Source organism: Streptomyces sp. 1222.5 (genome assembly GCF_900105245.1).
In the GTDB taxonomy this organism is placed as follows: domain Bacteria; phylum Actinomycetota; class Actinomycetes; order Streptomycetales; family Streptomycetaceae; genus Streptomyces; species Streptomyces albidocamelliae.
In genome coordinates this window covers 2,593,645-2,618,774 of the sequence record NZ_FNSZ01000001.1, presented here as the reverse complement: position 1 = coordinate 2,618,774, position 25,130 = coordinate 2,593,645, and the positions used below count along the sequence as shown (strand labels likewise).

The following is a 25,130-nucleotide window of genomic DNA, read 5'->3' as shown; positions in this document are numbered from 1 at the left end:
TCGTGATGTGTGCACCGGATTACCGGTAAACATTCACGGAGAGTTTGATCCTGGCTCAGGACGAACGCTGGCGGCGTGCTTAACACATGCAAGTCGAACGATGAACCACTTCGGTGGGGATTAGTGGCGAACGGGTGAGTAACACGTGGGCAATCTGCCCTTCACTCTGGGACAAGCCCTGGAAACGGGGTCTAATACCGGATATCACTCCTGCAGGCATCTGCGGGGGTCGAAAGCTCCGGCGGTGAAGGATGAGCCCGCGGCCTATCAGCTTGTTGGTGAGGTAGTGGCTCACCAAGGCGACGACGGGTAGCCGGCCTGAGAGGGCGACCGGCCACACTGGGACTGAGACACGGCCCAGACTCCTACGGGAGGCAGCAGTGGGGAATATTGCACAATGGGCGAAAGCCTGATGCAGCGACGCCGCGTGAGGGATGACGGCCTTCGGGTTGTAAACCTCTTTCAGCAGGGAAGAAGCGCAAGTGACGGTACCTGCAGAAGAAGCGCCGGCTAACTACGTGCCAGCAGCCGCGGTAATACGTAGGGCGCAAGCGTTGTCCGGAATTATTGGGCGTAAAGAGCTCGTAGGCGGCTTGTCACGTCGGGTGTGAAAGCCCGGGGCTTAACCCCGGGTCTGCATTCGATACGGGCAGGCTAGAGTGTGGTAGGGGAGATCGGAATTCCTGGTGTAGCGGTGAAATGCGCAGATATCAGGAGGAACACCGGTGGCGAAGGCGGATCTCTGGGCCATTACTGACGCTGAGGAGCGAAAGCGTGGGGAGCGAACAGGATTAGATACCCTGGTAGTCCACGCCGTAAACGGTGGGAACTAGGTGTTGGCGACATTCCACGTCGTCGGTGCCGCAGCTAACGCATTAAGTTCCCCGCCTGGGGAGTACGGCCGCAAGGCTAAAACTCAAAGGAATTGACGGGGGCCCGCACAAGCAGCGGAGCATGTGGCTTAATTCGACGCAACGCGAAGAACCTTACCAAGGCTTGACATACACCGGAAACGTCTGGAGACAGGCGCCCCCTTGTGGTCGGTGTACAGGTGGTGCATGGCTGTCGTCAGCTCGTGTCGTGAGATGTTGGGTTAAGTCCCGCAACGAGCGCAACCCTTGTCCTGTGTTGCCAGCATGCCCTTCGGGGTGATGGGGACTCACAGGAGACCGCCGGGGTCAACTCGGAGGAAGGTGGGGACGACGTCAAGTCATCATGCCCCTTATGTCTTGGGCTGCACACGTGCTACAATGGCCGGTACAATGAGCTGCGATACCGTGAGGTGGAGCGAATCTCAAAAAGCCGGTCTCAGTTCGGATTGGGGTCTGCAACTCGACCCCATGAAGTCGGAGTTGCTAGTAATCGCAGATCAGCATTGCTGCGGTGAATACGTTCCCGGGCCTTGTACACACCGCCCGTCACGTCACGAAAGTTGGTAACACCCGAAGCCGGTGGCCCAACCCCTTGTGGGAGGGAGCTGTCGAAGGTGGGACTAGCGATTGGGACGAAGTCGTAACAAGGTAGCCGTACCGGAAGGTGCGGCTGGATCACCTCCTTTCTAAGGAGCACTTCTTACCGGGCTTGCCCGGTCAGAGGCCAGTACATCGGCGAATGTCCGGTGCTGGTTGCTCATGGGTGGAACGTTGATTATTCGGCACGATCCAGGATGGATCAGGCGCTAGTACTGCCCCTCGGGGCGTGGAACGCAGATCTGATCGGCTGATCGTGCCGGGCACGCTGTTGGGTGTCTGAGGGAATGTTCTTCCTTCAGTCGCCGGCCCCAGTGAACTCGAGCCTGTTGGTTCGGGGTGATGGGTGGCTGGTCGTTGTTTGAGAACTGCACAGTGAACGCGAGCATCTGTGGCCAAGTTTTTAAGGGCGCACGGTGGATGCCTTGGCACCAGGAACCGATGAAGGACGTGGGAGGCCACGATAGTCCCCGGGGAGTCGTCAACCAGGCTTTGATCCGGGGGTTTCCGAATGGGGAAACCCGGCAGTCGTCATGGGCTGTCACCCGCTGCTGAACACATAGGCAGTGTGGAGGGAACGAGGGGAAGTGAAACATCTCAGTACCCTCAGGAAGAGAAAACAACCGTGATTCCGGGAGTAGTGGCGAGCGAAACCGGATGAGGCCAAACCGTATGCGTGTGAGACCCGGCAGGGGTTGCGCATGCGGGGTTGTGGGATCTCTCTTCTGCGGTCTGCCGGCCGTAGGACGAGTCAGAAACCGTTGATGTAGGCGAAGGACATGCGAAAGGTCCGGCGTAGAGGGTAAGACCCCCGTAGTCGAAACGTCAACGGCTCGTTTGAGAGACACCCAAGTAGCACGGGGCCCGAGAAATCCCGTGTGAATCTGGCGGGACCACCCGCTAAGCCTAAATATTCCCTGGTGACCGATAGCGGATAGTACCGTGAGGGAATGGTGAAAAGTACCGCGGGAGCGGAGTGAAATAGTACCTGAAACCGTGTGCCTACAAGCCGTGGGAGCGTCGGATGCAGCTTGCTGTATCTCGTGACTGCGTGCCTTTTGAAGAATGAGCCTGCGAGTTTGCGGTGTGTTGCGAGGTTAACCCGGGTGGGGAAGCCGTAGCGAAAGCGAGTCCGAACAGGGCGATTCAGTAGCACGCTCAAGACCCGAAGCGGAGTGATCTAGCCATGGGCAGGTTGAAGCGGAGGTAAGACTTCGTGGAGGACCGAACCCACCAGGGTTGAAAACCTGGGGGATGACCTGTGGTTAGGGGTGAAAGGCCAATCAAACTCCGTGATAGCTGGTTCTCCCCGAAATGCATTTAGGTGCAGCGTCGTGTGTTTCTTGCCGGAGGTAGAGCACTGGATAGGCGATGGGCCCTACCGGGTTACTGACCTTAGCCAAACTCCGAATGCCGGTAAGTGAGAGCGCGGCAGTGAGACTGTGGGGGATAAGCTCCATGGTCGAGAGGGAAACAGCCCAGAGCATCGACTAAGGCCCCTAAGCGTACGCTAAGTGGGAAAGGATGTGGAGTCGCACAGACAACCAGGAGGTTGGCTTAGAAGCAGCCACCCTTGAAAGAGTGCGTAATAGCTCACTGGTCTAGTGATTCCGCGCCGACAATGTAGCGGGGCTCAAGCGTACCGCCGAAGTCGTGTCATTGCAGCAATAAGCCCCAACGGGTGCTGTGATGGGTAGGGGAGCGTCGTCTGCCGGGTGAAGCAGCACCGGAAGGTAGTTGTGGACGGTTGACGAGTGAGAATGCAGGCATGAGTAGCGATACAAACGTGAGAAACGTTTGCGCCGATTGACTAAGGGTTCCTGGGTCAAGCTGATCTGCCCAGGGTAAGTCGGGACCTAAGGCGAGGCCGACAGGCGTAGTCGATGGATAACCGGTTGATATTCCGGTACCCGCTGTGAAGCGTCAAACATCGAGCATCGTGATGCTAAGGCCGTGAAGCCGCCCTGATCTCTTCGGAGTTGAGGGGAGTGGTGGAGCCGCCGAACCAAGCGGTTAGTAGGTGAGTGATGGGGTGACGCAGGAAGGTAGTCCATCCCGGGCGGTGGTTGTCCCGGGGTAACGGTGTAGGACGCAAGGTAGGCAAATCCGCCTTGCACACAGTCTGAGACCTGATGCCGAGCCGATTGTGGTGAAGTGGATGATCCTATGCTGTCGAGAAAAGCCTCTAGCGAGTTTCATGGCGGCCCGTACCCTAAACCGACTCAGGTGGTCAGGTAGAGAATACCGAGGCGTTCGGGTGAACTATGGTTAAGGAACTCGGCAAAATGCCCCCGTAACTTCGGGAGAAGGGGGGCCACGCTCGGTGATCCGATTTACTCGGTGAGCTGGGGGTGGCCGCAGAGACCAGCGAGAAGCGACTGTTTACTAAAAACACAGGTCCGTGCGAAGCCGTAAGGCGATGTATACGGACTGACGCCTGCCCGGTGCTGGAACGTTAAGGGGACCGGTTAGCTCCATTTCGGTGGGGCGAAGCTGAGAACTTAAGCGCCAGTAAACGGCGGTGGTAACTATAACCATCCTAAGGTAGCGAAATTCCTTGTCGGGTAAGTTCCGACCTGCACGAATGGCGTAACGACTTCTCGACTGTCTCAACCATAGGCCCGGTGAAATTGCACTACGAGTAAAGATGCTCGTTTCGCGCAGCAGGACGGAAAGACCCCGGGACCTTTACTACAGTTTGATATTGGTGTTCGGTTCGGCTTGTGTAGGATAGCTGGGAGACTTTGAAGCAGCCACGCCAGTGGTTGTGGAGTCGTCGTTGAAATACCAGTCTGGTCGTGCTGGATGTCTAACCTGGGTCCGTGATCCGGATCAGGGACAGTGTCTGATGGGTAGTTTAACTGGGGCGGTTGCCTCCCAAAGGGTAACGGAGGCGCCCAAAGGTTCCCTCAGCCTGGTTGGCAATCAGGTGTTGAGTGTAAGTGCACAAGGGAGCTTGACTGTGAGACCGACGGGTCGAGCAGGGACGAAAGTCGGGACTAGTGATCCGGCGGTGGCTTGTGGAAGCGCCGTCGCTCAACGGATAAAAGGTACCCCGGGGATAACAGGCTGATCTTCCCCAAGAGTCCATATCGACGGGATGGTTTGGCACCTCGATGTCGGCTCGTCGCATCCTGGGGCTGGAGTCGGTCCCAAGGGTTGGGCTGTTCGCCCATTAAAGCGGTACGCGAGCTGGGTTTAGAACGTCGTGAGACAGTTCGGTCCCTATCCGCTGTGCGCGTAGGAATATTGAGAAGGGCTGTCCCTAGTACGAGAGGACCGGGACGGACGAACCTCTGGTGTGCCAGTTGTCCTGCCAAGGGCATGGCTGGTTGGCTACGTTCGGGAGGGATAACCGCTGAAAGCATCTAAGCGGGAAGCCTGCTTCGAGATGAGTATTCCCACCTCCTTGAGAGGGTAAGGCTCCCAGTAGACGACTGGGTTGATAGGCCAGATATGGAAGCCGGGCAACCGGTGGAGTTGACTGGTACTAATAGGCCGAGGGCTTGTCCATTGATGCTCGCGTTCACTGTGTTGGTTCTGAAACCACGACCAGGTCGCCCCCGTGTGTGGGCGTTTCGGTTGAGAGTTTCATAGTGTTTCGGTGGTCATAGCGTGAGGGAAACGCCCGGTTACATTCCGAACCCGGAAGCTAAGCCTCACAGCGCCGATGGTACTGCAGGGGGGACCCTGTGGGAGAGTAGGACGCCGCCGAACAAATTGTGAAAAGGTCGGACCCTGAACTTCGGTTCAGGGTCCGGCCTTTTTCTGTTTCGCGTAACGTGTCGTTCACGTTGCGCACCGAGCATCCCAGTCATGGGAACTGCAGCAATGCTCAGGGCCGCCGGCGTCGGAGTCGGTGACGAGGTCGTCGTACCGGCCTTCGGGAACGTCGAGGTCGCCGAGGCCGTGACCCTGGCGGGCGCGCTGCCGGTGTTCGCCGACATAGACCCGCTGACCTACTGCCTCGACCCGCACGCGGTAGAGGCCGCCACAACCGCGCGTACGGCCGCGGTCGTTGTCGTGCACCGCTTCGGACGGCACGCGGACATCGGGCAGTTGCACGCACTCGGGCAGCGGCACGGGCTGCTGATCCTGGAGCAGGGCGAGTCCGAGGCGCCGTACGACGAGATAGCGCAGCGCAGAGAGCGGGCCGCCTATCTCGACACCAAACTCAAGGGCGTACGGACCCCGGACGGCGGTGACGGGCACACCTACCAGCAGTACGTGGTGCGCGTGCCCGGCAACGGCCGGCCGGACCGGGACGCCTTCGCCCGGGCCGTGCGCGCCAAGGGGGTCGAGTGCCGAGTACCGGTGAAGACGCCCGTGCACCGGCTGCCGGAATTCCGCCGGTACGTGTCGCTGCCGCAGACCGAACTGGCCGCGGACGAAACCCTCGCGCTGCCCGTGGACGCCTCCCTCACCAAGCGGGAGATGCAGCGCATCGTCTCCGCCTGCAACGCACTCGGCGGACTGCTCCAGCCCGCCTTCTGAACGGTCACCGAACGAATTTGGGAACCGGGGCCGGTTCGGGGTACAGTTTCTTCGTCGCCGCGAGGGAAACCTCACAGGCCAGGCCCCTATAGCTCAGTCGGTAGAGCGTCTCCATGGTAAGGAGAAGGTCAACGGTTCGATTCCGTTTGGGGGCTCCAGCAGAAAAGCCCCGCCCTTTCGGGCGGGGCTTTTTCTTATGCCTCCTGGTGGATTCCCGGCACCCGCATCGCCAGAATCGCCATGTCGTCGGACGGTGCGTCCGACGCGAAGCGCTCCACCGCGCGCATGATGCGCGCGGCGACCGCACCGGCCGTCAGTCCCGTGCAGGTGGTGAGGACGTCGGCGAGACCGTCGTCGCCCAGCATCCGCGTGCCCTCACGGCGTTCGGTGACGCCGTCCGTGACACAGAGGAGCACGTCACCCGGGTCGAGGGTGACGTGCTCCTCGTAGAGCTCCAGATCCTCGATGACACCCAGCAGCGGCTGCGGCTCGGCCGCGGCGGTCACCGTGCCGTCCTGGCGCAGACGCAGCGGCAGGGGGTGGCCGGCGCAGACGACCTTCATCTCGGCGCTGCCGTCCTCCTGCGGGCGCAGCTCGCCGTAGAGGAGGGTCAGGAAGCGGCTGCGGTCGCCCTCGTCGAGGATCGCGGAGTTCAGGCGCTCCAGGACGGCCGGGCCGCTGAGGCCCTCCCGGGCCAGCAGCCGCAGCGCGTGCCGGGCGAGACCGGTGACCGCCGCCGCGTTGGGTCCGGTACCGCAGACGTCGCCGATGGCGAAGCCGTACGCGCCCTCGCCGATGGGGAAGACGTCGTAGAAGTCGCCGCCGACCTCGTTGCCCTCGCCGGCCGCGCGGTAGATGACCTCGACCTCGACGCCGTCGATGTGCGGGGTGCCGGGCGGGAGCAGGCTGCGCTGGAGGGCCTGGCTGATGGCCGTACGCTCCGAGTACAGGCGGGCGTTGTCCAGGGCGAGGGCGGCCCGGCGGCTCAGGTCCTCGGCGAGTTCCAGGATCTCCTGGCGGAAGTGCTCGTCGGTGGGCTTGCCGAGAGTCAGCATGCCGATGACGCGGTTGCGGGCCACCAGCGGCAGGACGACCGTCTCGCCGCCGACCGCGCCGGCCGTCGCCAGTGTCGGGCCGATGCCCGAGGCGACCTGGCGCGTGGGGCCGCCGGAGAGGCCGAGGCTGCGCATCGACGTGCGCAGGGCCGCCTGGTGGGCGACCTGGGCGGGCGCGGTCCAGACCCGCGCGCCGGGCGTGGGCACCGGGTCCGGCGGGGAGATCTTCGACAGCAACGACTTGATGCCGTCGATGAGTTCCTCGTCCTCGTGCAGGACGTAGGACAGGTACGGCTCGGAGGCCTGGTCGGCGATGGTGTACACCGCGCACCAGGTGGCCAGCGTCGGGACGGTCATCTGGGCCATGAGGGCCAGCGTCTGGTCCCGGTCCAGGGTGCCGGCCAGCAGGTCGGAGGCCTCGACGAGGAAGCTCAGGGAGCCGCGGCGCAGCCGCTCCAGCTCGCCCAGGCGGGCCGACTCGACGGCCAGGGCGATCCGGTCGGCCGCGAACTGCAGGCGCAGAGCCTCCTCGTTGGAGTACCGGCCGGGGGCCTCGGCGGCGACGCCGAGGGATCCGGTGAGGCGGCCTTCGACCTTGAGCGGGACCGTGACGACCGAGCGCATTCCGGTACCGGAGAGCAGCGGCACGGCGCCGGGGACCGCGTTGAGGTCGTCGTGGACGGCCGGCATGCGGGCGGAGCCGTAGCGGCCGGGGCCGGCCTCGACGGGGACGCGGGCGAAGCGCTGGCGGGCGGACGGCAGGCCGGTCGAGGCGCGGACCTCGAGTTCCGTCTCGTCGTCCGTGGCGAGCAGCAGGAACGCGGAGTCGCCGTCGAGCATGTCGCGGGCGCGTTCCACCGTGCGCTGGAGCAGGCCGTCGAGGTCGTCGGGGGCGGGGGAGCCGATGAACACCTCGAACGGGTCGGTGCTCTGCCCGTCCGACGTCTGCGGCTGGTCGCCGACCGGGACACGCGTCGGCGTCTGCAGGACGGCGCGCTCGTGATCGCGTACGAGGAGGCAGACGGTGGAGGGCTCGCCGCCGGTGTCGCGGACTCTGAGGTGGGAGGCGTACACCTGGATCACCCGGCCGTCGGCGCCGCGGATGCCGTAGCTGCCCTCCCAGCGCGAGAGCTGGAGCGCCTCGGCGACGCCGGTGCCGGTGCCCGGGGTGTGCGGCCAGGCCGCGAGTTCGGTGAGGGGCCTGCCGATGACCTCGGCGGACGGGTAGCCGAAGACTTCCTCGGCGTCCTCGTTCCAGGCGGAGATCGCGCCCTTGCGGTCGACCTGGAGAACCGCGACGCGGACCCGGCCGTCGGCCAGGGGGAGGAGGCCGACCGGCAGGGCGGGGCCCGCCGTGCGCGTGCCGACCGGGCGTTCGGGCAGGTTGAGCTGGAACCAGACGTTCTTGTGGGTGGGGGTGTAGTCGACGCCCCAGCGGGTCGCGAGGGCCGCGCAGAGCTGGAGGCCGCGGCCGCCCTCACGGTCGGGGTTGCCCATGGGGGCCGCGACGCTCTGGATCGGGACCTCGCGCTCCGGGTAGCGGTCGGAGACCTCGACGCGCACACCGTCCTCGGTGCGCAGGCACAGCACCTCCGCGTGCGTCCCCGCGTGGACGACCGCGTTGGTCACCAGCTCGCTGGTCAGGACGACCGCGTCGTCGACGATGTCGGCGAAGCCCCAGCCCTGGAGGGTGTCGCGGACGAAGGACCGGGCAACCGCGACCGATCGCCCGACGGGCTCGAAGCTGGCGGCCGCGCGCGCGGTGATCACAGAACTCCTCGACCGGTTGTCGACGTGCAGGTCTCCGGGGCCGCCCGGCTCGCGCCGCTGCTGCGGCATCAGCTCGTCCGTCGGCCGTTGCTCCGGGGGCTGTTCCCCGGGGATGAGTCCGGTGGTCATGGTCTGCGGCCGCCCCTCCGATGCCCGCTCGTGCTCGTGCCACCGCCCAGGCCGGTCGGACCGGTGCGGCTGGACAGCCGCATGCAAGGTTACTTACCTTCGCCGTCCGAGCGGATGCCGGTCGCCGGTGTTTACCCCCCAGGGTGTGCGGACGATGTGCGAAGCTGCCGAACTGTTATGGCCTGGTTCAGCCGGGGTGAAACACTGGGCAGGCTTCTGAGGAAGGTCCGGTCGGCCTGCGTGCGTTTCGTGTGCGGCGGGCAGCAGCCCCTGGTGTGGCCGGATCTCGTCTGGCAGAAATACGCAGCAGTAGTGGGTACGTGGAAGTCACCGGCATGCCGACGACCGGCACGCCGGGCCGAAGCGGCCGAGCACAGCAGTAACGGTCTACCCCTCCGGGAGGGACACAGTGGAGTCTGGCGCGGCGACGCGGGGCACGAAGACGCGCGCGAAAGGCGGACCGTCCCTGGGCAAAAACGGCGGTACCACCGCCGTGGACACGGCTGCCCTGAACCGGCTGCTGGCGGCACTCGTGTCGATGCGTGACGGGAACTTCCGCAAACGGCTCACGGTGTCCGGCGACGGCATGATGTCGGAGATCGCGGCCGTGTTCAACGAGGTCGCCGACCGGAACCTGCATCTGACGGGTGAGCTGTCCCGGGTGCGGCGCGTGGTCGGTCGTGAGGGAAAGCTCACCGAGCGGCTGGAGACGGGAGCCTGCGAGGGCTCCTGGGCGACCGCCATCGACAACTCCAACGCGCTGGTGGACGACCTCGTCTGGCCGGTGTCCGAGGTCGGCCGGGTGCTGACGGCGGTCGCCGACGGTGATCTGTCGCCGCGCATGGAGCTGCGGACGCAGGCGCCGGACGGCGGCACCGGACATCCGCTGCGCGGGGAGTTCCTGAAGGTCGGCAGGACCGTGAACAACCTGGTCGACCAGTTGTCGACGTTCACGGACGAGGTCACGCGCGTGGCCAGCGAGGTGGGCACCGAGGGCAAGCTCGGCGGCCAGGCGCAGGTGCGCGGCATGTCGGGTTCGTGGAAGGACCTGACCGAGTCCGTCAACACCATGGCGTACCGGCTGACCGCGCAGGTGCGGGACATCGCCCTGGTGACCACGGCGGTCGCCAAGGGTGATCTGTCACGCAAGGTGACCGTCCATGTCGCGGGCGAGATGCTGGAGCTGAAGAACACCGTCAACACGATGGTGGACCAGTTGTCGTCCTTCTCCTCCGAGGTCACACGGGTGGCCCGGGAGGTGGGCACGGAGGGCATCCTGGGCGGCCAGGCGCAGGTTCCCGGAGTGGCCGGCGTGTGGAAGGAGCTGACCGACTCCGTCAACACGATGGCCGGCAACCTCACCGCACAGGTGCGCGGGATCTCGCAGGTCACGACGGCCGTCGCCAACGGTGACCTGTCGCAGAAGGTGACGGTCCCGGCGCGCGGCGAGGTGGCGCAGCTGGCCGAGACGATCAACCAGATGACCGAGACGCTGCGGATCTTCGCGGACGAGGTCACGCGTGTGGCGAACGAGGTCGGCGCCGAGGGGCGGCTCGGCGGGCAGGCGAACGTGCCGGGCGCGGCGGGCACCTGGAAGGACCTGACGGACTCCGTCAACACGGTGTTCCGGAACCTGACCACGCAGGTGCGGGACATCGCGGCCGTGACGACCGCGGTGGCCAGCGGTGATCTGTCGCAGAAGGTCACGGTGGACGTGGCCGGCGAGATGCTGGAGCTGAAGAACACCGTCAACGGCATGGTGGACCAGCTGTCGGCGTTCGGTGCCGAGGTGACGCGGGTCGCGCGGGAGATCGGCGTCGAGGGTGAACTGGGCGGGCAGGCGCAGGTGCCGGGCGCGGCCGGCACCTGGAAGGACCTGACCGACTCCGTCAACACCGCGTTCCGCAACCTCACCGGGCAGGTGCGCAACATCGCCCAGGTGACGACGGCGGTGGCCAACGGCGACCTGTCGCAGAAGGTCACCGTGGACGTGTCCGGTGAGATGCTCCAGCTGAAGAACACCGTGAACACGATGGTGGACCAGCTGTCGTCGTTCGCCGACCAGGTCACGCGGATGGCCCGGGACGTGGGCACGGAGGGCCGCCTCGGCGGGCAGGCCCGGGTGGACGGGGTGTCGGGCACCTGGAAGGAGCTGACGGACTCCGTCAACTTCATGGCCGGGAACCTGACCTCGCAGGTGCGGCAGATCGCCCAGGTGACGACGGCCGTGGCGCGCGGTGACCTCTCGCAGAAGATCGACGTCGACGCGCGCGGGGAGATCCTCGAGCTGAAGAACACCATCAACACGATGGTCGACCAGCTGTCCGCCTTCGCCGACCAGGTGACCCGGGTCGCGAGGGACGTGGGTACGGAGGGCCGCCTCGGCGGGCAGGCGCAGGTGCCGGGCGTCGCCGGTGTGTGGCGGGATCTGACCGACTCCGTGAACGGCATGGCCGGCAACCTCACCGCCCAGGTGCGCAACATCGCCCAGGTCGCCACCGCGGTGGCGCGCGGTGACCTGTCCCAGAAGATCACCGTGGACGCGCGCGGGGAGATCCTGGAGCTGAAGAACACCCTGAACACGATGGTCGACCAGCTGTCGTCGTTCGCCCAGGAGGTCACGCGGGTGGCCCGCGAGGTGGGCACGGAGGGCATGCTCGGCGGGCAGGCCGAGGTGCAGGGTGTCTCCGGCACCTGGAAGGACCTCACCCAGTCCGTGAACTTCATGGCGAACAACCTGACGATCCAGGTGCGCAACATCGCCGAGGTCACGACGGCGGTCGCCAAGGGCGACCTGTCGAAGAAGATCACCGTCGACGCGAAGGGCGAGATCCTCGAACTCGTCACGACGGTCAACACGATGGTCGACCAGCTGTCCAGCTTCGCCGAGCAGGTGACCCGGGTGGCCCGTGAGGTGGGCACCGAGGGCATCCTGGGCGGCCAGGCGCACGTGCCGGGTGTCACCGGCATCTGGAAGGACCTCAGCAACAACGTCAACCTCATGGCCAACAACCTGACCATGCAGGTGCGGAACATCTCCCAGGTGGCCGCGGCCGTCGCCAACGGTGACCTGACGCGGCAGGTGACGATCGAGGCGCGCGGTGAGGTCGCGCAGCTCGCCGACACCATCAACATCATGGTGAAGACGCTGAGTTCGTTCGCCGACCAGGTCACCAAGGTGGCCCGTGAGGTGGGCACGGACGGCATCCTGGGCGGCCAGGCGCATGTGCCCGGAGTGGCCGGCACGTGGAAGGACCTCACCGAGTCCGTGAACCAGATGGCGTCCAACCTGACCGGTCAGGTGCGCAACATCGCCATGGTGACGACGGCGATCGCGAAGGGCGATCTGACCAAGAAGATCGACATCGACGCGCGCGGCGAGATCCTCGAGCTGAAGACGACGATCAACACGATGGTCGACCAGCTGTCCAGCTTCGCCGAGGAGGTCACGCGCGTGGCCCGCGAGGTGGGCACCGAGGGGCAGCTCGGCGGTCAGGCGCGCGTGCGTGACGTCGACGGGACCTGGCGGGACCTGACCGAGTCGGTGAACGAGATGGCCGGGAACCTGACCCGGCAGGTGCGGGCCATCGCGCGCGTGGCGACCGCGGTGACCCGTGGCGACCTGAACCTGAAGATCGACGTCGACGCGTCCGGCGAGATCCAGGAACTGCAGGACTACATCAACAAGATGATCGCCAACCTGCGCGACACCACGATCGCCAACAAGGAGCAGGACTGGCTCAAGGGCAACCTGGCCCGTATCTCCGCGCTGATGCAGGGCCGCCGGGACCTGGAGGACGTGGCCTCGCTGATCATGAGCGAGCTGACGCCGGTGGTCTCGGCGCAGCACGGCGCGTTCTTCGTGGCGATGCCGCTCATGGAGGGCAAGGACATCGCCGGCGGCGAGGACGACTACGAGCTGCGGATGCTGGGCTCCTACGGCTACTCGATGGGCTCCATGCCGACGTCGTTCCGGCCCGGTGAGGCGCTGGTGGGCACGGCGGCCGAGGAGAAGCGCGCGATCCTCGTGGAGAACGCGCCCAGCGGCTACCTGAGGATCTCCTCGGGGCTCGGCGAGGCGCCGCCCGCGCAGGTGATCGTGCTGCCGGTGCTGTTCGAGGGCAAGGTCCTCGGTGTGATCGAGCTGGCGTCGTTCACACCGTTCACGCAGATCCAGAAGGACTTCCTCAACCAGATCGCCGAGATGATCGCGACGAGCGTCAACACCATCTCGGTCAACACCAAGACCGAGCAGCTGCTGAAGCAGTCGCAGGAGCTGACCGAGCAGCTCAGGGAGCGCTCGGCCGAGCTGGAGAACCGGCAGAAGGCGCTGCAGGCCTCCAACGCCGAGCTGGAGGAGAAGGCCGAGCTGCTGGCCCGGCAGAACCGCGACATCGAGGTGAAGAACACCGAGATCGAGGAGGCCCGGCAGGTCCTGGAGGAGCGTGCCGAGCAGCTCGCGGTGTCGATGCGCTACAAGAGCGAGTTCCTCGCGAACATGTCGCACGAGCTGCGCACGCCGCTCAACTCGCTGCTGATTCTGGCCAAACTGCTCGCGGACAACGCCGAGGGCAATCTCTCCCCGAAGCAGGTGGAGTTCGCCGAGACCATCCACGGCGCCGGCTCCGACCTGCTGCAGCTGATCAACGACATCCTCGACCTGTCGAAGGTCGAGGCGGGCAAGATGGACGTCTCGCCGACGCGTATCGCGCTCGTCCAGCTCGTGGACTACGTGGAGGCCACCTTCCGGCCGCTGACCGCCGAGAAGGGCCTGGACCTGTCCGTACGGGTGTCCCCGGAACTGCCGGCGACCCTGCACACCGACGAGCAGCGGCTGCTGCAGGTGCTGCGCAACCTGCTGTCCAACGCGGTGAAGTTCACCGATTCCGGGTCGGTGGAGCTGGTGATCCGGCCCGCCGGTTCGAACGTGCCGCAGAGGATCCGGGAGCAGTTGCTGGAGGCCGGTTCGCTGACGGATCCGGACGGCGAGCTGATCGCGTTCTCGGTGACCGACACGGGTATCGGCATCGCGGCCAGCAAGATGCGGGTGATCTTCGAGGCGTTCAAGCAGGCGGACGGAACGACCAGCCGCAAGTACGGTGGCACGGGCCTCGGCCTCTCCATCTCGCGGGAGATCGCGCAGCTGCTGGGCGGCGAGATCCACGCCCAGAGCGAGCCGGGCCGCGGTTCGACGTTCACCCTGTACCTGCCGGTGCACCCGAGCGAGCTGCCGCCGCAGGGCTACCAGCAGTCCGTGGCCCCGCTGGCGGCCGGCGAGCTGGTGGCGTCCCAGGCGGAGCGGTCCTTGGAGCTGTCGGCGCCGGAGGTCGAGACGCCGGCCGAGGTGAAGTCGTACCGGGAGACGCAGAACGGCCCGGCCGCGCTGTTCCGGCGCCGGCGCCGCAGCCTGCCGTCGGGCGAGCCGCGGGCCGAGCAGTGGCTGTCGGCCGGGCCGGAGAGCACTTCGCAGCCGGCGCGCGCGGTACGGTTCGGCGGTGAGAAGGTGCTGATCGTCGACGACGACATCCGGAACGTGTTCGCGCTCACCAGCGTGCTGGAGCAGCACGGGCTGTCGGTGCTGTACGCGGAGAACGGCCGCGAGGGCATCGAGGTGCTGGAGCAGCACGACGACGTGGCCGTCGTCCTGATGGACATCATGATGCCGGAGATGGACGGCTACGCGACGACCACGGCGATCCGCAGGATGCCGCAGTTCGCCGGGCTGCCGATCATCGCGCTGACGGCGAAGGCGATGAAGGGCGACCGGGAGAAGGCGATCGAGTCGGGTGCCTCCGACTACGTGACCAAGCCGGTGGACCCGGACCACCTGCTGGCGGTCATGCAGCAGTGGATGCGCCCGCAGTGACCGGCACGGGCGCGGTGACCGCCCCTCGCGCACCGGACGTGAACGCGGCGGGAACCTTCGGTGTGCACACGGAGTTGTCGGATGATGTGGGTGGCGAACGTGTGGGAATCCCGGATTCCGGGAACCATCCGGGCTCCTGCCGCGTTTCCGCTATGTGCACAGTGACATCACGGTGACAGGGTGTGGCGACGGGCGGGGTGCGGCTACGATGACCGGCACAAGGACGGGCGGCGAAAGGGAGTCGTCCCCTGGGGCGGCGCCCGGTGTACCGCCGGGGCGAGGAGGGCGGGCCATGGTGCAGAAGGCCAAGATCCTCCTGGTCGATGACCGGCCGGAGAATCTGCTGGCGCTGGAGGCCATCCTCTCTGCGCTCGATCAGACGCTGGTGCGGGCATCGAGCGGGGAGGAAGCGCTCAAAGCGCTGCTCACGGACGATTTCGCGGTCATTCTGCTGGACGTCCAGATGCCGGGCATGGACGGGTTCGAGACCGCCGCGCACATCAAGCGGCGCGAGCGGACCCGGGACATCCCGATCATCTTTCTCACGGCGATCAACCACGGCCCGCACCACACGTTCCGCGGGTACGCGGCGGGCGCGGTCGACTACATCTCCAAGCCGTTCGACCCGTGGGTGCTGCGGGCCAAGGTCTCGGTGTTCGTCGAGCTGTACATGAAGAACTGCCAGCTGCGGGAGCAGGCGGCTCTGCTGCGGCTCCAGTTGGAGGGCGGCGGCAAGGGCGCGGTCGGCGGCAAGGAGTCCGCCGGGCTGCTCGCCGAGCTGTCCGCGCGGCTCGCGGCCGTCGAGGAGCAGGCGGAGGCGCTGTCCAAGCAACTGGACGACGACTCGGCGGACGCGGCGGCGGTGGCCACCGCCGCCCATCTGGAGCGCAAACTCACCGGGTTGCGCCGCGCCCTCGACGCGCTGGAGCCGGGCGCGGGTCCCGGTGGTGCGTCCCTGCCGGCCACGAACTGACGTACAGGCGGAGCGCAGTTGCCCATGAGCGTGTGTCAGTTCCGTGCCTCGGCAGGGGCGACACGAACGGGTGAAGCTGTGGGCACACGTGTCCGCTGTCGTCTCCCCCGGTAACCTCACACCCATGGCCTCACGTCCCTCCGCAGCCAAGAAGCCGCCCGCGAAGAAGGCGGCCGCTCCCGCGAAGGCTCCGGCGCGGAAGGCCGCCGCGAAGAAGGCACCGGTCAAGAAGGCGCCCGCCAAGCGGGCGCCGAGGAAGGCCGCGCCGCCGAAGCCGGCCCCCAGTCCCACCGGGGGCGTGTACCGGCTCGCGCGCGCCGTCTGGCTCGGGCTGGCGCACGCCGTCGGCGCCGTCTTCCGCGGCATAGGGCAGGGCGCGAAGAACCTCGACCCGGCCCACCGCAAGGACGGCGTGGCGCTGCTGCTGTTCGGTGTCGCCCTGATCGTCGCCGCCGGCACCTGGGCCGACCTGAAGGGTCCGGTCGGGGACCTGGTGGAGATCCTGGTCACCGGCGCCTTCGGCCGGCTCGACCTGCTGGTGCCGATACTGCTCGCGGTGATCGGCGTACGGCTCGTGCGCCACCCCGAGCAGCCGGAGGCCAACGGCCGGATCGTGATCGGCCTGTCCGCGCTCGTCGTCGGCGTGCTCGGCCAGGTCCACATCGCCTGCGGCTCGCCCGCGCGCAGCGCCGGCATGCAGGCCATAAGGGACGCCGGTGGCCTCGTCGGCTGGGCGGCGGCGACCCCGCTGACGTACACCATGACCGAGGTCCTCGCCGTACCCCTGCTGGTGCTGCTGACGGTCTTCGGGCTGCTCGTGGTGACCGCCACCCCGGTCAACGCCATCCCGCAGCGCCTGCGCGCGCTCGGCGTCACCCTGGGCGTCCTCCCCGACCGCGAGGACGCGGACTTCACGGAGGACGAGGAGCGCTACGACGAGCAGTGGCGCGAAGCGCTCCCCGCGCGCCCCCGCAAGCGTACGAGCGCCCCCGGGGTGTACGACCCCGACAGCGCCGAGGCGGCGGCTCTCTCGCAGCGTCGCGGCCGGCCCCGGCGGTCCGCGGTGCCCCAGCCCGATCCGCGGCGCCAGATGGACGCCGTGGACGTCGCGGCGGCGGCTGCCGCCGCGCTCGACGGTGCCGTCCTGCACGGCATGCCGCCCTCCCCGCTCGTCGCCGACCTCACCCAGGGCGTCGGCGTCGGCGACCGCGAGGACACCACACCGGTGCCGACGCCCGCGCCCGCACCGAAGCCGGCGGACGCGTCCGAGCCGGAGACGCCGGCCGCGCCCCCGCCGGTCCCCGCCGCACGGCCCAAGCAGGAGAGGCTCGCCTCCGGGCCGGTCCCCGACCTCACCAAGAAGGCCCCGGACGAACCGCGCGACCTGCCCGCGCGCGCGGAGCAGCTCCAGCTGTCCGGCGACATCACCTACGCGCTGCCGTCCCTGGACCTGCTCGCGCGCGGCGGCCCGGGCAAGGCGCGCAGCGCCGCCAACGACGCGGTCGTCGCCTCGCTCACCCAGGTCTTCACCGAGTTCAAGGTCGACGCGGCCGTCACCGGCTTCACCCGCGGGCCGACGGTCACCCGCTACGAGGTCGAGCTCGGCCCCGCGGTGAAGGTCGAGCGGATCACCGCGCTCACCAAGAACATCGCGTACGCCGTCGCCAGCCCCGACGTACGGATCATCAGTCCCATCCCCGGGAAGTCCGCGGTGGGCATCGAGATCCCGAACACCGACCGGGAGATGGTCAACCTCGGCGACGTGCTGCGTCTCGCGGAGTCCGCCGAGGACGACGACCCGATGCTGGTCGCCTTCGGCAAGGACGTCGAGGGCGGGTACGTGATGCACTCGCTCGCGAAGATGCCGCACATGCTGGTCGCCGGTGCGACGGGCTCCGGCAAGTCGTCCTGCATCAACTGTCTGATCACCTCGGTCATGATGCGGGCGACCCCGGAGGACGTCCGGATGATCCTCGTCGACCCCAAGCGGGTCGAGCTGACCGCCTACGAGGGCATCCCGCACCTGATCACGCCGATCATCACCAATCCCAAGCGGGCCGCCGAGGCGCTGCAGTGGGTCGTCCGCGAGATGGACCTGCGCTACGACGACCTCGCCGCGTACGGCTACCGGCACATCGACGACTTCAACCGTGCCGTCCGCGAGGGCAAGGTCAAGCCGCCGGAGGGCAGCGAGCGGGAGCTGCAGCCCTACCCGTACCTGCTGGTGATCGTCGACGAGCTCGCCGACCTGATGATGGTGGCCCCGCGCGACGTCGAGGACGCCATCGTGCGCATCACGCAGCTCGCGCGCGCGGCCGGCATCCACCTGGTGCTCGCCACGCAGCGCCCGTCGGTCGACGTGGTCACCGGTCTGATCAAGGCCAACGTGCCCTCCCGGCTGGCCTTCGCCACCTCCTCGCTCGCCGACTCCCGGGTCATCCTCGACCAGCCCGGCGCCGAGAAACTCATCGGCAAGGGTGACGGCCTCTTCCTGCCGATGGGCGCGAACAAGCCCACCCGGATGCAGGGCGCCTTCGTGACCGAGGAAGAGGTCGCGGTCGTCGTCCAGCACTGCAAGGACCAGATGGCGCCGGTCTTCCGGGACGACGTCACCGTGGGCACCAAGCAGAAGAAGGAGATCGACGAGGACATCGGCGACGACCTCGACCTGCTCTGCCAGGCGGCCGAGCTGGTGGTCTCCACCCAGTTCGGGTCGACGTCCATGCTCCAGCGGAAGCTGCGTGTCGGCTTCGCCAAGGCCGGGCGGCTCATGGACCTCATGGAGTCCCGCAACATCGTCGGTCCCAGCGAGGGGTCCAAGGCACGTGACGTTCTTGTGAAGCCTGACGAGCTGGACGGCGTGCTCGCGGTGATTCGCGGGGAGTCTGACGGTTAGGGCGAAGGGCCGTTCGGCCGAGACGGGTCACGCCTACGGGCGGGATCCTCGTACGCCGGGTGGCCGCATCGCCGTGATGCACCTGTTAGAGATCGGCGAGCAACCGTTTCCCTTTGTCGTACGTCAAGTTGAGCGAGAGGACCGGTAAGGGTCTCAACCCGGGGTACCTGCCTGTCCAGCCAGCGGAATGTCCGGCCATTCCGATGGCGTACAAAGTCAGACCGCCCGGTTGCCCCACCCTTTCGTACCCCCCCTAGACTGAGCTTCCAGCACAGGTGGCTACACGCTCGAAAGGCGCCCCCGTGTCCCTCGGCAACTCCCCTGAAGACGAGCGTCCCTTCCACGACGAGTCCCGGGAACCCCGAATCTCCGTGGGCCGTGCCCTCCAGCAGGCGCGGATCGCGGCCGGGCTCACCGTGGACGAAGTCAGCAGCGCCACTCGTGTCCGTATCGCCATCGTGCACGCCATCGAAGCGGACGACTTCGCGCCCTGCGGCGGCGACGTGTACGCCCGTGGGCACCTCCGCACGCTGGCCAGGGCCGTCCACCTCGATCCCGAGCCGTTGATCGCCCAGTTCGACGCCGAGCACGGCGGCCGTCCCGCACCCACCCCGGCCGCACCCCTGTTCGAGGCGGAGCGGATCCGTCCCGAGCGTCGCGGACCGAACTGGACCGCGGCCATGGTCGCCGCGATCGTCGTCGTGATCGGCTTCGTCGGGTTCACCGCGTTCAAGGGCGGTGGCGACGGCAGCGACGCGAAGTCGCAGGTCGCCGACGGCACCAAGCCCTCCGTCAGCAAGTCCGCCAAGCCCAGGCCCAAGAAGGAGAAGCCCGCCGCGCCGAGCGGCGAGCCCTCCGACAGCGCCATCGCCGCGGCCCCCCAGGACAAGGTGACCGTCCAGGTCAGCGCGCCGAACGGGCGGAGCTGGATCTCGGCCAAGGACCACAACGGCCGGATGCTCTTCGACGGACTGCTGAAGAAGGGCGAGTCCAAGACCTTCCAGGACAGCACCAAGATCAACCTGATCCTCGGTGACGCCGGCGCCATCCAGCTCTACGTCAACGGCAAGAAGATCGAGGACGACTTCCGGCCGGGCGCCGTGGAGCGCCTCACGTACACCAAGGGCGACCCCGAGGTCGGATAAGGCCTTGGGGGAGCCGGTGTGACGGGGTCGGCCAAGATCGGCCAACCCCGTCGACGTGGGCTGTCCGTGAGACAAAGTAGTCTTGAGCCCATGCCTGAACGCCGTACCGTCGCACTCGTCACTCTCGGCTGCGCTCGTAACGAGGTGGATTCCGAGGAGCTCGCAGGCCGTTTGGAGGCGGACGGCTGGCAGCTCGTCGAGGACGCCGCGGACGCCGACGTCGCCGTGGTCAACACCTGTGGCTTCGTGGAAGCCGCGAAGAAGGACTCCGTCGACGCCCTGCTGGAGGCCAACGACCTCAAGGACCACGGCAGAACCCAGGCCGTCGTGGCGGTGGGCTGCATGGCCGAGCGGTACGGCAAGGAACTGGCCCAGGCGCTGCCCGAGGCCGACGGCGTGCTCGGCTTCGACGACTACGCGGACATCTCCGACCGCCTGCAGACCATCCTGTCCGGCGGCATCCACGCCGCCCACACCCCGCGCGACCGCCGCAAGCTGCTGCCGATCAGCCCTGCCGAGCGGCAGGAATCGGCCGCCGCCGTCGCGCTGCCCGGCCACGGCCCCACCGACCTCCCGGAGGGCGTGGCGCCCGCCTCGGGCCCCCGCGCCCCGCTGCGCCGCCGCCTGGACGGTTCCCCGGTCGCCTCGGTGAAGCTCGCCTCCGGCTGCGACCGGCGCTGCTCCTTCTGCGCCATCCCGTCCTTCCGCGGCTCCTTCATCTCCCGCCGCCCCAGCGACGTGCTGAACGAGACCCGCTGGCTGGCCGAGCAGGGTGTGAAGGAGATCATGCTGGTCTCCGAGAACAACACCTCCTACGGCAAGGACCTGGGCGACATCCGCCTGCTGGAGTCCCTGCTGCCCAACCTGGCGGACGTCGACGGCATCGAGCGGGTGCGGGTCAGCTACCTCCAGCCGGCCGAGATGCGCCCCGGGCTGATCGACGTACTGACCTCGACGCCCAAGGTCGTGCCGTACTTCGACCTGTCCTTCCAGCACTCCGCTCCCGACGTGCTGCGCGCTATGCGCCGCTTCGGCGACACCGACCGCTTCCTGGAGCTGCTCGACACCATCCGGAGCAAGGCCCCCGAGGCCGGTGTGCGCTCCAACTTCATCGTCGGCTTCCCCGGCGAGAGCGAGTCCGACCTCGCCGAGCTGGAGCGCTTCCTGAACGGCGCCCGCCTGGACGCCATCGGTGTCTTCGGGTACTCCGACGAGGAGGGCACGGAGGCCGCCACCTACGAGAACAAGCTGGACGAGGACGTCGTCACCGAGCGTCTGGCGCACATCTCCCGGCTGGCCGAGGAACTCGTCTCGCAGCGCGCCGAGGAGCGCGTCGGCCAGACGGTGCACGTGCTGGTCGAGTCGGTGGACGACGAGGAGGGCGTGTACGGCCGTGCCGAGCACCAGGCCCCCGAGACGGACGGCCAGGTGCTGCTCACGAGCGGCGAAGGCCTGAGCGTCGGACGTATGGTCGAGGCGAAGGTGGTCGGCACGGAAGGTGTCGATCTGGTGGCCGAGCCGCTGACCGGCTCGCTCGTGTGTACCGAGGAGGCGGGCAGATGACCGGAGTCCCGGCATCCGCCGCGGGCGGCTCCTCCGGCGCGCACGGCGCGCGGGGTTCCGCCGCCGAGGGCGTCGTCTCCGAGGTCTCCCCATCTGCCCATGGTGCCGCCGGCGCGGTCCCCGGGTCCGCCCCCGCTTCCGTCACCGGCCCCGACGGCCGTGGCACGGACGCCGGGGGTGCGGGCGCCGGCGCGGAGAGCGGCGGCCGGCCCGCGCGCGGTGCGAAGATCGCGGCAGCGGCCGTCAACCAGGCGAGTGTCTGGAACGTCGCCAATCTGCTGACCATGCTCCGGCTGCTCCTGGTCCCCGGTTTCGTGGCGCTGATGCTGGCCGACGGCGGCTACGACCCGGCCTGGCGCTCGCTGGCCTGGGCGGCCTTCGCCATCGCCATGATCACCGACCTGTTCGACGGGCACCTGGCGCGCACCTACAACCTGGTCACCGACTTCGGGAAGATCGCCGACCCCATCGCCGACAAGGCGATCATGGGGGCGGCGCTCATCTGTCTCTCCGGCCTCGGCGACCTGCCGTGGTGGGTCACGGCCGTGATCCTCGGCCGGGAACTCGGCATCACGCTGCTGCGCTTCCTCGTCATCCGCTACGGCGTGATTCCCGCCAGCCGCGGGGGCAAGATCAAGACGCTCACCCAGGGCGTGGCTGTCGGAATGTACGTCCTGGCGCTGACGGGCTGGCTGGCCACCCTCAGGTTCTGGGTGATGGCCGCGGCGGTCGTCCTCACCGTCGTCACCGGCCTCGACTACGTAAGACAAGCCATTGTCCTGCGCCGGCAGGGAATGGCCGAGCGCGCGGCGGCGTTGGAGGAGACGGAAGCGTGACTGCACAGGCCACCGAAGTGGTGCGACTACTGACAGTGAGGGGCGAGACCCTCGCCGTCGCGGAGTCGCTCACGGGTGGCCTGGTAGCGGCGGAGATCACGAGCGTGCCCGGGGCCTCCAAGGTCTTCCGGGGCTCGGTCACCGCCTACGCCACCGGGCTCAAGCACGAGTTGCTGGGCGTCGACCCCGTTCTGCTGGCGCAGCGCGGAGCCGTGGATCCGCAGGTCGCGGGCCAGATGGCGGCAGGCGTGCGCAAGGCCCTGGGGGCCGACTGGGGCATCGCGACGACCGGAGTCGCCGGCCCCGATCCGCAGGACGGACAGCCCGTCGGGACGGTCTTCGTGGCCGTCGACGGGCCCCTGACCGCCCGTCCCGGTTGCGCCGGTGGCGGAAAAGTCGAGGCCCTGCGGTTGAACGGCAGCCGTGCGGAAATTCGTATGGAGAGTGTACGGAGCGTACTCGCAGAGCTCCTGGAGCGGCTTGCGGGCGAACAGACCGGGAATGAGCGGGCACAGGATACGGAACGGAACGGGGGGTTTTGATGTTTGCAGCCCTGAGTGAACACGACATCGCTCCCCGCACGGCCGCGGCGCAAGGCGGTACGGTGGGGCGTGAAGGATGCGGCTACGCGGTCCGAGGAGGGAGCCACCGATGATTCTGCTCCGTCGCCTGCTGGGTGACGTGCTGCGTCGGCAGCGCCAACGCCAGGGCCGTACTCTGCGCGAAGTCTCCTCGTCCGCCCGAGTCTCACTCGGCTATCTCTCCGAGGTGGAGCGGGGGCAGAAGGAGGCGTCCTCCGAACTGCTCTCCGCCATCTGCGACGCGCTGGACGTACGGATGTCGGAACTCATGCGGGAAGTGAGCGACGAGCTGGCGCTCGCCGAACTGGCGCGGTCCGCCGCGGCCACCGAGTCCGTGCCCACGTCGGTCCGTCCGATGCTGGGTACCGTGTCGGTGACCGGTGTGAAACCGGAACGGGTGACCATCAAGGCGCCCGCCGAGGCGGTCGATGTCGTCGCCGCGTGAACTTCGCGTGCGCGGCTCAGCAACCCGATACGAGTGAGGCCCCGGCCGGTTTCCCCAGGTGAACCTGGAAAGCCCGCCGGGGCTTTCGCGTTGCCGGTGCCGGGTGCTGCGGTCATCGTGGAGGGACGTGAGCCCGCCCGAGCACCGGAGGAAGTGGCATGTACGTCGTGAAGAGCCCGCTGGCCGACGCGGACCTCAAGACCGTTTCCCAGGCGCTGCAGGGCGCTCTCGTCGACCTGGTGGACCTGGCGCTCGTCGCCAAGCAGATCCACTGGAACGTCGTCGGCCCGCGCTTCCGGTCCATCCACCTCCAGCTCGACGAGGTCGTCGACTCGGCGCGCGTCCATTCCGACACGGTGGCCGAGCGTGCCTCCGCGCTGGGCGTCCCGCCCGACGGTCGTGCCGCCACGGTGGCCTCCGGCAGCGGCATCGGGGCCACGCCGGCCGGCTGGATCAAGGACGGGGACGCGGTCGGGTCGATGGTGGACGCGCTCGGCGCGGTCATCACCCGGATGCGGGAACGGGTGAACGGCACCGGCGAGGCGGACCCAGTGTCGCAGGACATCTTCATCGGGATCACGGCGGACCTCGAGAAGCACCACTGGATGTTCCAGGCGGAGCACGCGTAGGCGAGCGGGCCGGGGCTCGTCGCCCGCTCGCCGACTCGTCGCCGCGCGCCGACGGCGTGTGGTCCGGCGTTGCACCGATGAGCCCCGTGATGCGCCTCCCACCCGGGGCAGGCGGCGGTCTAGCGTCCGGCTGGAGGTGGTGGCGGCATGGTGGGGCGAGTGCGGGCGGTGCGCTGGGGGGTCGCCCTCGGGCTCGGCGCGGCGTGGTGGTGGGCCGTGCTGCGGCTCGCCCTTGGAGAGGACTCGGGTGTGCTGGAAGGAGCCGTCGTGGCCGGCGGCTGGGGGCTGAGCGTCCTCCCGGTGCACTGCGCGCCCATGGGACGAGCCTCCGGGGCGGTGTCGAAGGGACGCTGGGGTGCGGCCTGGCGGGTGGGGGACGTCACCAGGGCATCGCCACACCCCCGTTCGGGCGAAGTATCTGACCCGTCGTGAAGGCCGACGCGTCCGAGGCCAGGTACAGCACCGCGTGCGCGATGTCGTCCGGTTCGCCGACCCGGCCGAGCGGTGCCATGCGGGCCATCACGGTCTCGGTGTGCGCCTGCGCCTCGCGGTCGTGGCGGTCGGTCATGGGAGTGCGGACCCAGCCCGGCGCGATCGCGTTGACCCGGATCCCGTGCGGGCCCACCTCGGTGGCCAGCGTTTTCGTCAGCTGTACCACGGCCGCCTTCGCCGCGCCGTAGCAGAGCAGACCGGCACCGCCCGTGTCGACCGCGCCGGACGCCATCGTGACGATGCTTCCCCCGGTGCCCCTGGCGAGCATCAGCCGGGCCGCCTCCTGGCAGGCGTACAGCACGCCCTTGAAGTTGACGTTCAGCACCCGGTCGAGGTCCTCGTCCCGGGTGTCGAGGACCGGGCTGCTGTGCATGATGCCGGCGATCGCCGCCAGCACGTCGAGGCGTCCGCAGGACCGGACGGCCTCGGCGAGCCGGGCCCGGTCGGTGACGTCGAGGACGTGCGGGTGGGCCGTGCCGCCGCGGTCCTTGATCAGCGCCGCCGTGCCGTGCAGGCCGTCCGGGTCGCGGTCGGCGCAGTGCACGGTCGCGCCCGCCTCGGCGAGCAGGACGGCGGAGGCCCGGCCGATACCGCCGGCGGCCCCGGTGACGAACGCGGTGCGCCCGCTGAGGTCGTACGCCGTGAGAGCCATGGGGGGACCGTACGAGCATTTCTGACGGATCGTCAATTGGTATGCGGGTGGGGGATGAACGCTCGCGGGTCGAGGGGCGCCGAGCGGGAGTGTGCTTGAACGGCCAGGTGACCGCGGGCGTCGACGGCCGCGAGC

12 protein-coding genes, 1 tRNA gene and 3 rRNA genes are annotated in these 25,130 nt (G+C 67.8%); 14 read left to right on the top strand and 2 right to left on the bottom strand.

The genetic code is table 11. The annotated features are described in order from the left end of the window. Positions 1–32 precede the first annotated feature (32 nt). From BLW57_RS11630 to BLW57_RS11610, 5 genes are all read left to right on the top strand, one after another. Positions 33–1,558, top strand: a 16S ribosomal RNA gene (locus BLW57_RS11630). A gap of 304 nt (positions 1,559–1,862) precedes the next feature. Then, a 23S ribosomal RNA gene (locus BLW57_RS11625) occupies positions 1,863–4,983 on the top strand. Between the two features lie 86 nt (positions 4,984–5,069). Further along, positions 5,070–5,186, top strand: a 5S ribosomal RNA gene (gene rrf / locus BLW57_RS11620). Together the 16S, 23S and 5S rRNA genes form the textbook arrangement of a ribosomal RNA operon. 114 nt (positions 5,187–5,300) lie before the next feature. Next, complete coding sequence (locus tag BLW57_RS11615; RefSeq protein ID WP_093474208.1) at positions 5,301–5,963, top strand: DegT/DnrJ/EryC1/StrS family aminotransferase; 663 nt, start codon at positions 5,301–5,303, stop codon at positions 5,961–5,963. 82 nt (positions 5,964–6,045) lie between these two features. Continuing rightward, positions 6,046–6,121 (top strand) — tRNA-Thr (locus BLW57_RS11610). A gap of 36 nt (positions 6,122–6,157) precedes the next feature. On the opposite strand, the gene BLW57_RS11605 is transcribed toward BLW57_RS11610, so the two are convergent. Next, complete coding sequence (locus BLW57_RS11605; protein WP_093474207.1) at positions 6,158–8,917, bottom strand: SpoIIE family protein phosphatase; 2,760 nt, start codon at positions 8,915–8,917, stop codon at positions 6,158–6,160. 409 nt (positions 8,918–9,326) lie between these two features. On the opposite strand from BLW57_RS11605, the gene BLW57_RS11595 reads away from it, so the two are divergent. From BLW57_RS11595 to BLW57_RS11555, 9 genes are all read left to right on the top strand, one after another. Continuing rightward, positions 9,327–14,783 carry a HAMP domain-containing protein gene (locus BLW57_RS11595; protein ID WP_093474205.1) on the top strand — a complete coding sequence of 1,819 codons (5,457 nt, stop codon included), beginning with the start codon at positions 9,327–9,329 and terminating at the stop codon, positions 14,781–14,783. A gap of 292 nt (positions 14,784–15,075) precedes the next feature. Then, positions 15,076–15,756 (top strand): response regulator, encoded by a 681-nt coding sequence (locus BLW57_RS11590; protein ID WP_073897814.1) that lies wholly within the window; start codon positions 15,076–15,078, stop codon positions 15,754–15,756. Positions 15,757–15,880: 124 nt separating this feature from the next. Next, positions 15,881–18,652: a DNA translocase FtsK gene (locus BLW57_RS11585; protein ID WP_176985551.1), complete on the top strand. Its 2,772-nt coding sequence runs from the start codon at positions 15,881–15,883 to the stop codon at positions 18,650–18,652. 302 nt (positions 18,653–18,954) lie between these two features. Next, complete coding sequence (locus BLW57_RS11580) at positions 18,955–19,797, top strand: helix-turn-helix domain-containing protein (RefSeq protein WP_093474204.1); 843 nt, start codon at positions 18,955–18,957, stop codon at positions 19,795–19,797. 90 nt (positions 19,798–19,887) lie between these two features. Continuing rightward, positions 19,888–21,360, top strand: coding sequence for a 30S ribosomal protein S12 methylthiotransferase RimO (rimO, locus tag BLW57_RS11575; protein WP_093474202.1), 1,473 nt, complete (start codon positions 19,888–19,890; stop codon positions 21,358–21,360). Further along, the gene (pgsA, locus tag BLW57_RS11570) at positions 21,357–22,196 is read left to right on the top strand and encodes a CDP-diacylglycerol--glycerol-3-phosphate 3-phosphatidyltransferase (protein WP_093474201.1); all 840 of its coding nucleotides are present in this window, start codon (positions 21,357–21,359) and stop codon (positions 22,194–22,196) included. The genes rimO and pgsA overlap by 4 nt, the downstream gene beginning before the upstream one ends. Then, positions 22,193–22,738 (top strand): CinA family protein, encoded by a 546-nt coding sequence (locus tag BLW57_RS11565; RefSeq protein ID WP_093474199.1) that lies wholly within the window; start codon positions 22,193–22,195, stop codon positions 22,736–22,738. Before pgsA ends, BLW57_RS11565 begins: the two co-directional genes overlap by 4 nt. A gap of 109 nt (positions 22,739–22,847) precedes the next feature. After that, positions 22,848–23,222, top strand: a complete 375-nt coding sequence (locus BLW57_RS11560) for a helix-turn-helix domain-containing protein (protein ID WP_093474198.1) — start codon at positions 22,848–22,850, stop codon at positions 23,220–23,222. 158 nt (positions 23,223–23,380) lie between these two features. After that, the gene (locus tag BLW57_RS11555; protein ID WP_093474196.1) at positions 23,381–23,851 is read left to right on the top strand and encodes a Dps family protein; all 471 of its coding nucleotides are present in this window, start codon (positions 23,381–23,383) and stop codon (positions 23,849–23,851) included. A gap of 379 nt (positions 23,852–24,230) precedes the next feature. Here the strand turns inward: BLW57_RS11555 and BLW57_RS11545 are convergent, their stop codons facing one another. Then, positions 24,231–24,995 (bottom strand): SDR family NAD(P)-dependent oxidoreductase, encoded by a 765-nt coding sequence (locus BLW57_RS11545; protein ID WP_093474193.1) that lies wholly within the window; start codon positions 24,993–24,995, stop codon positions 24,231–24,233. Positions 24,996–25,130 lie beyond the last annotated feature (135 nt).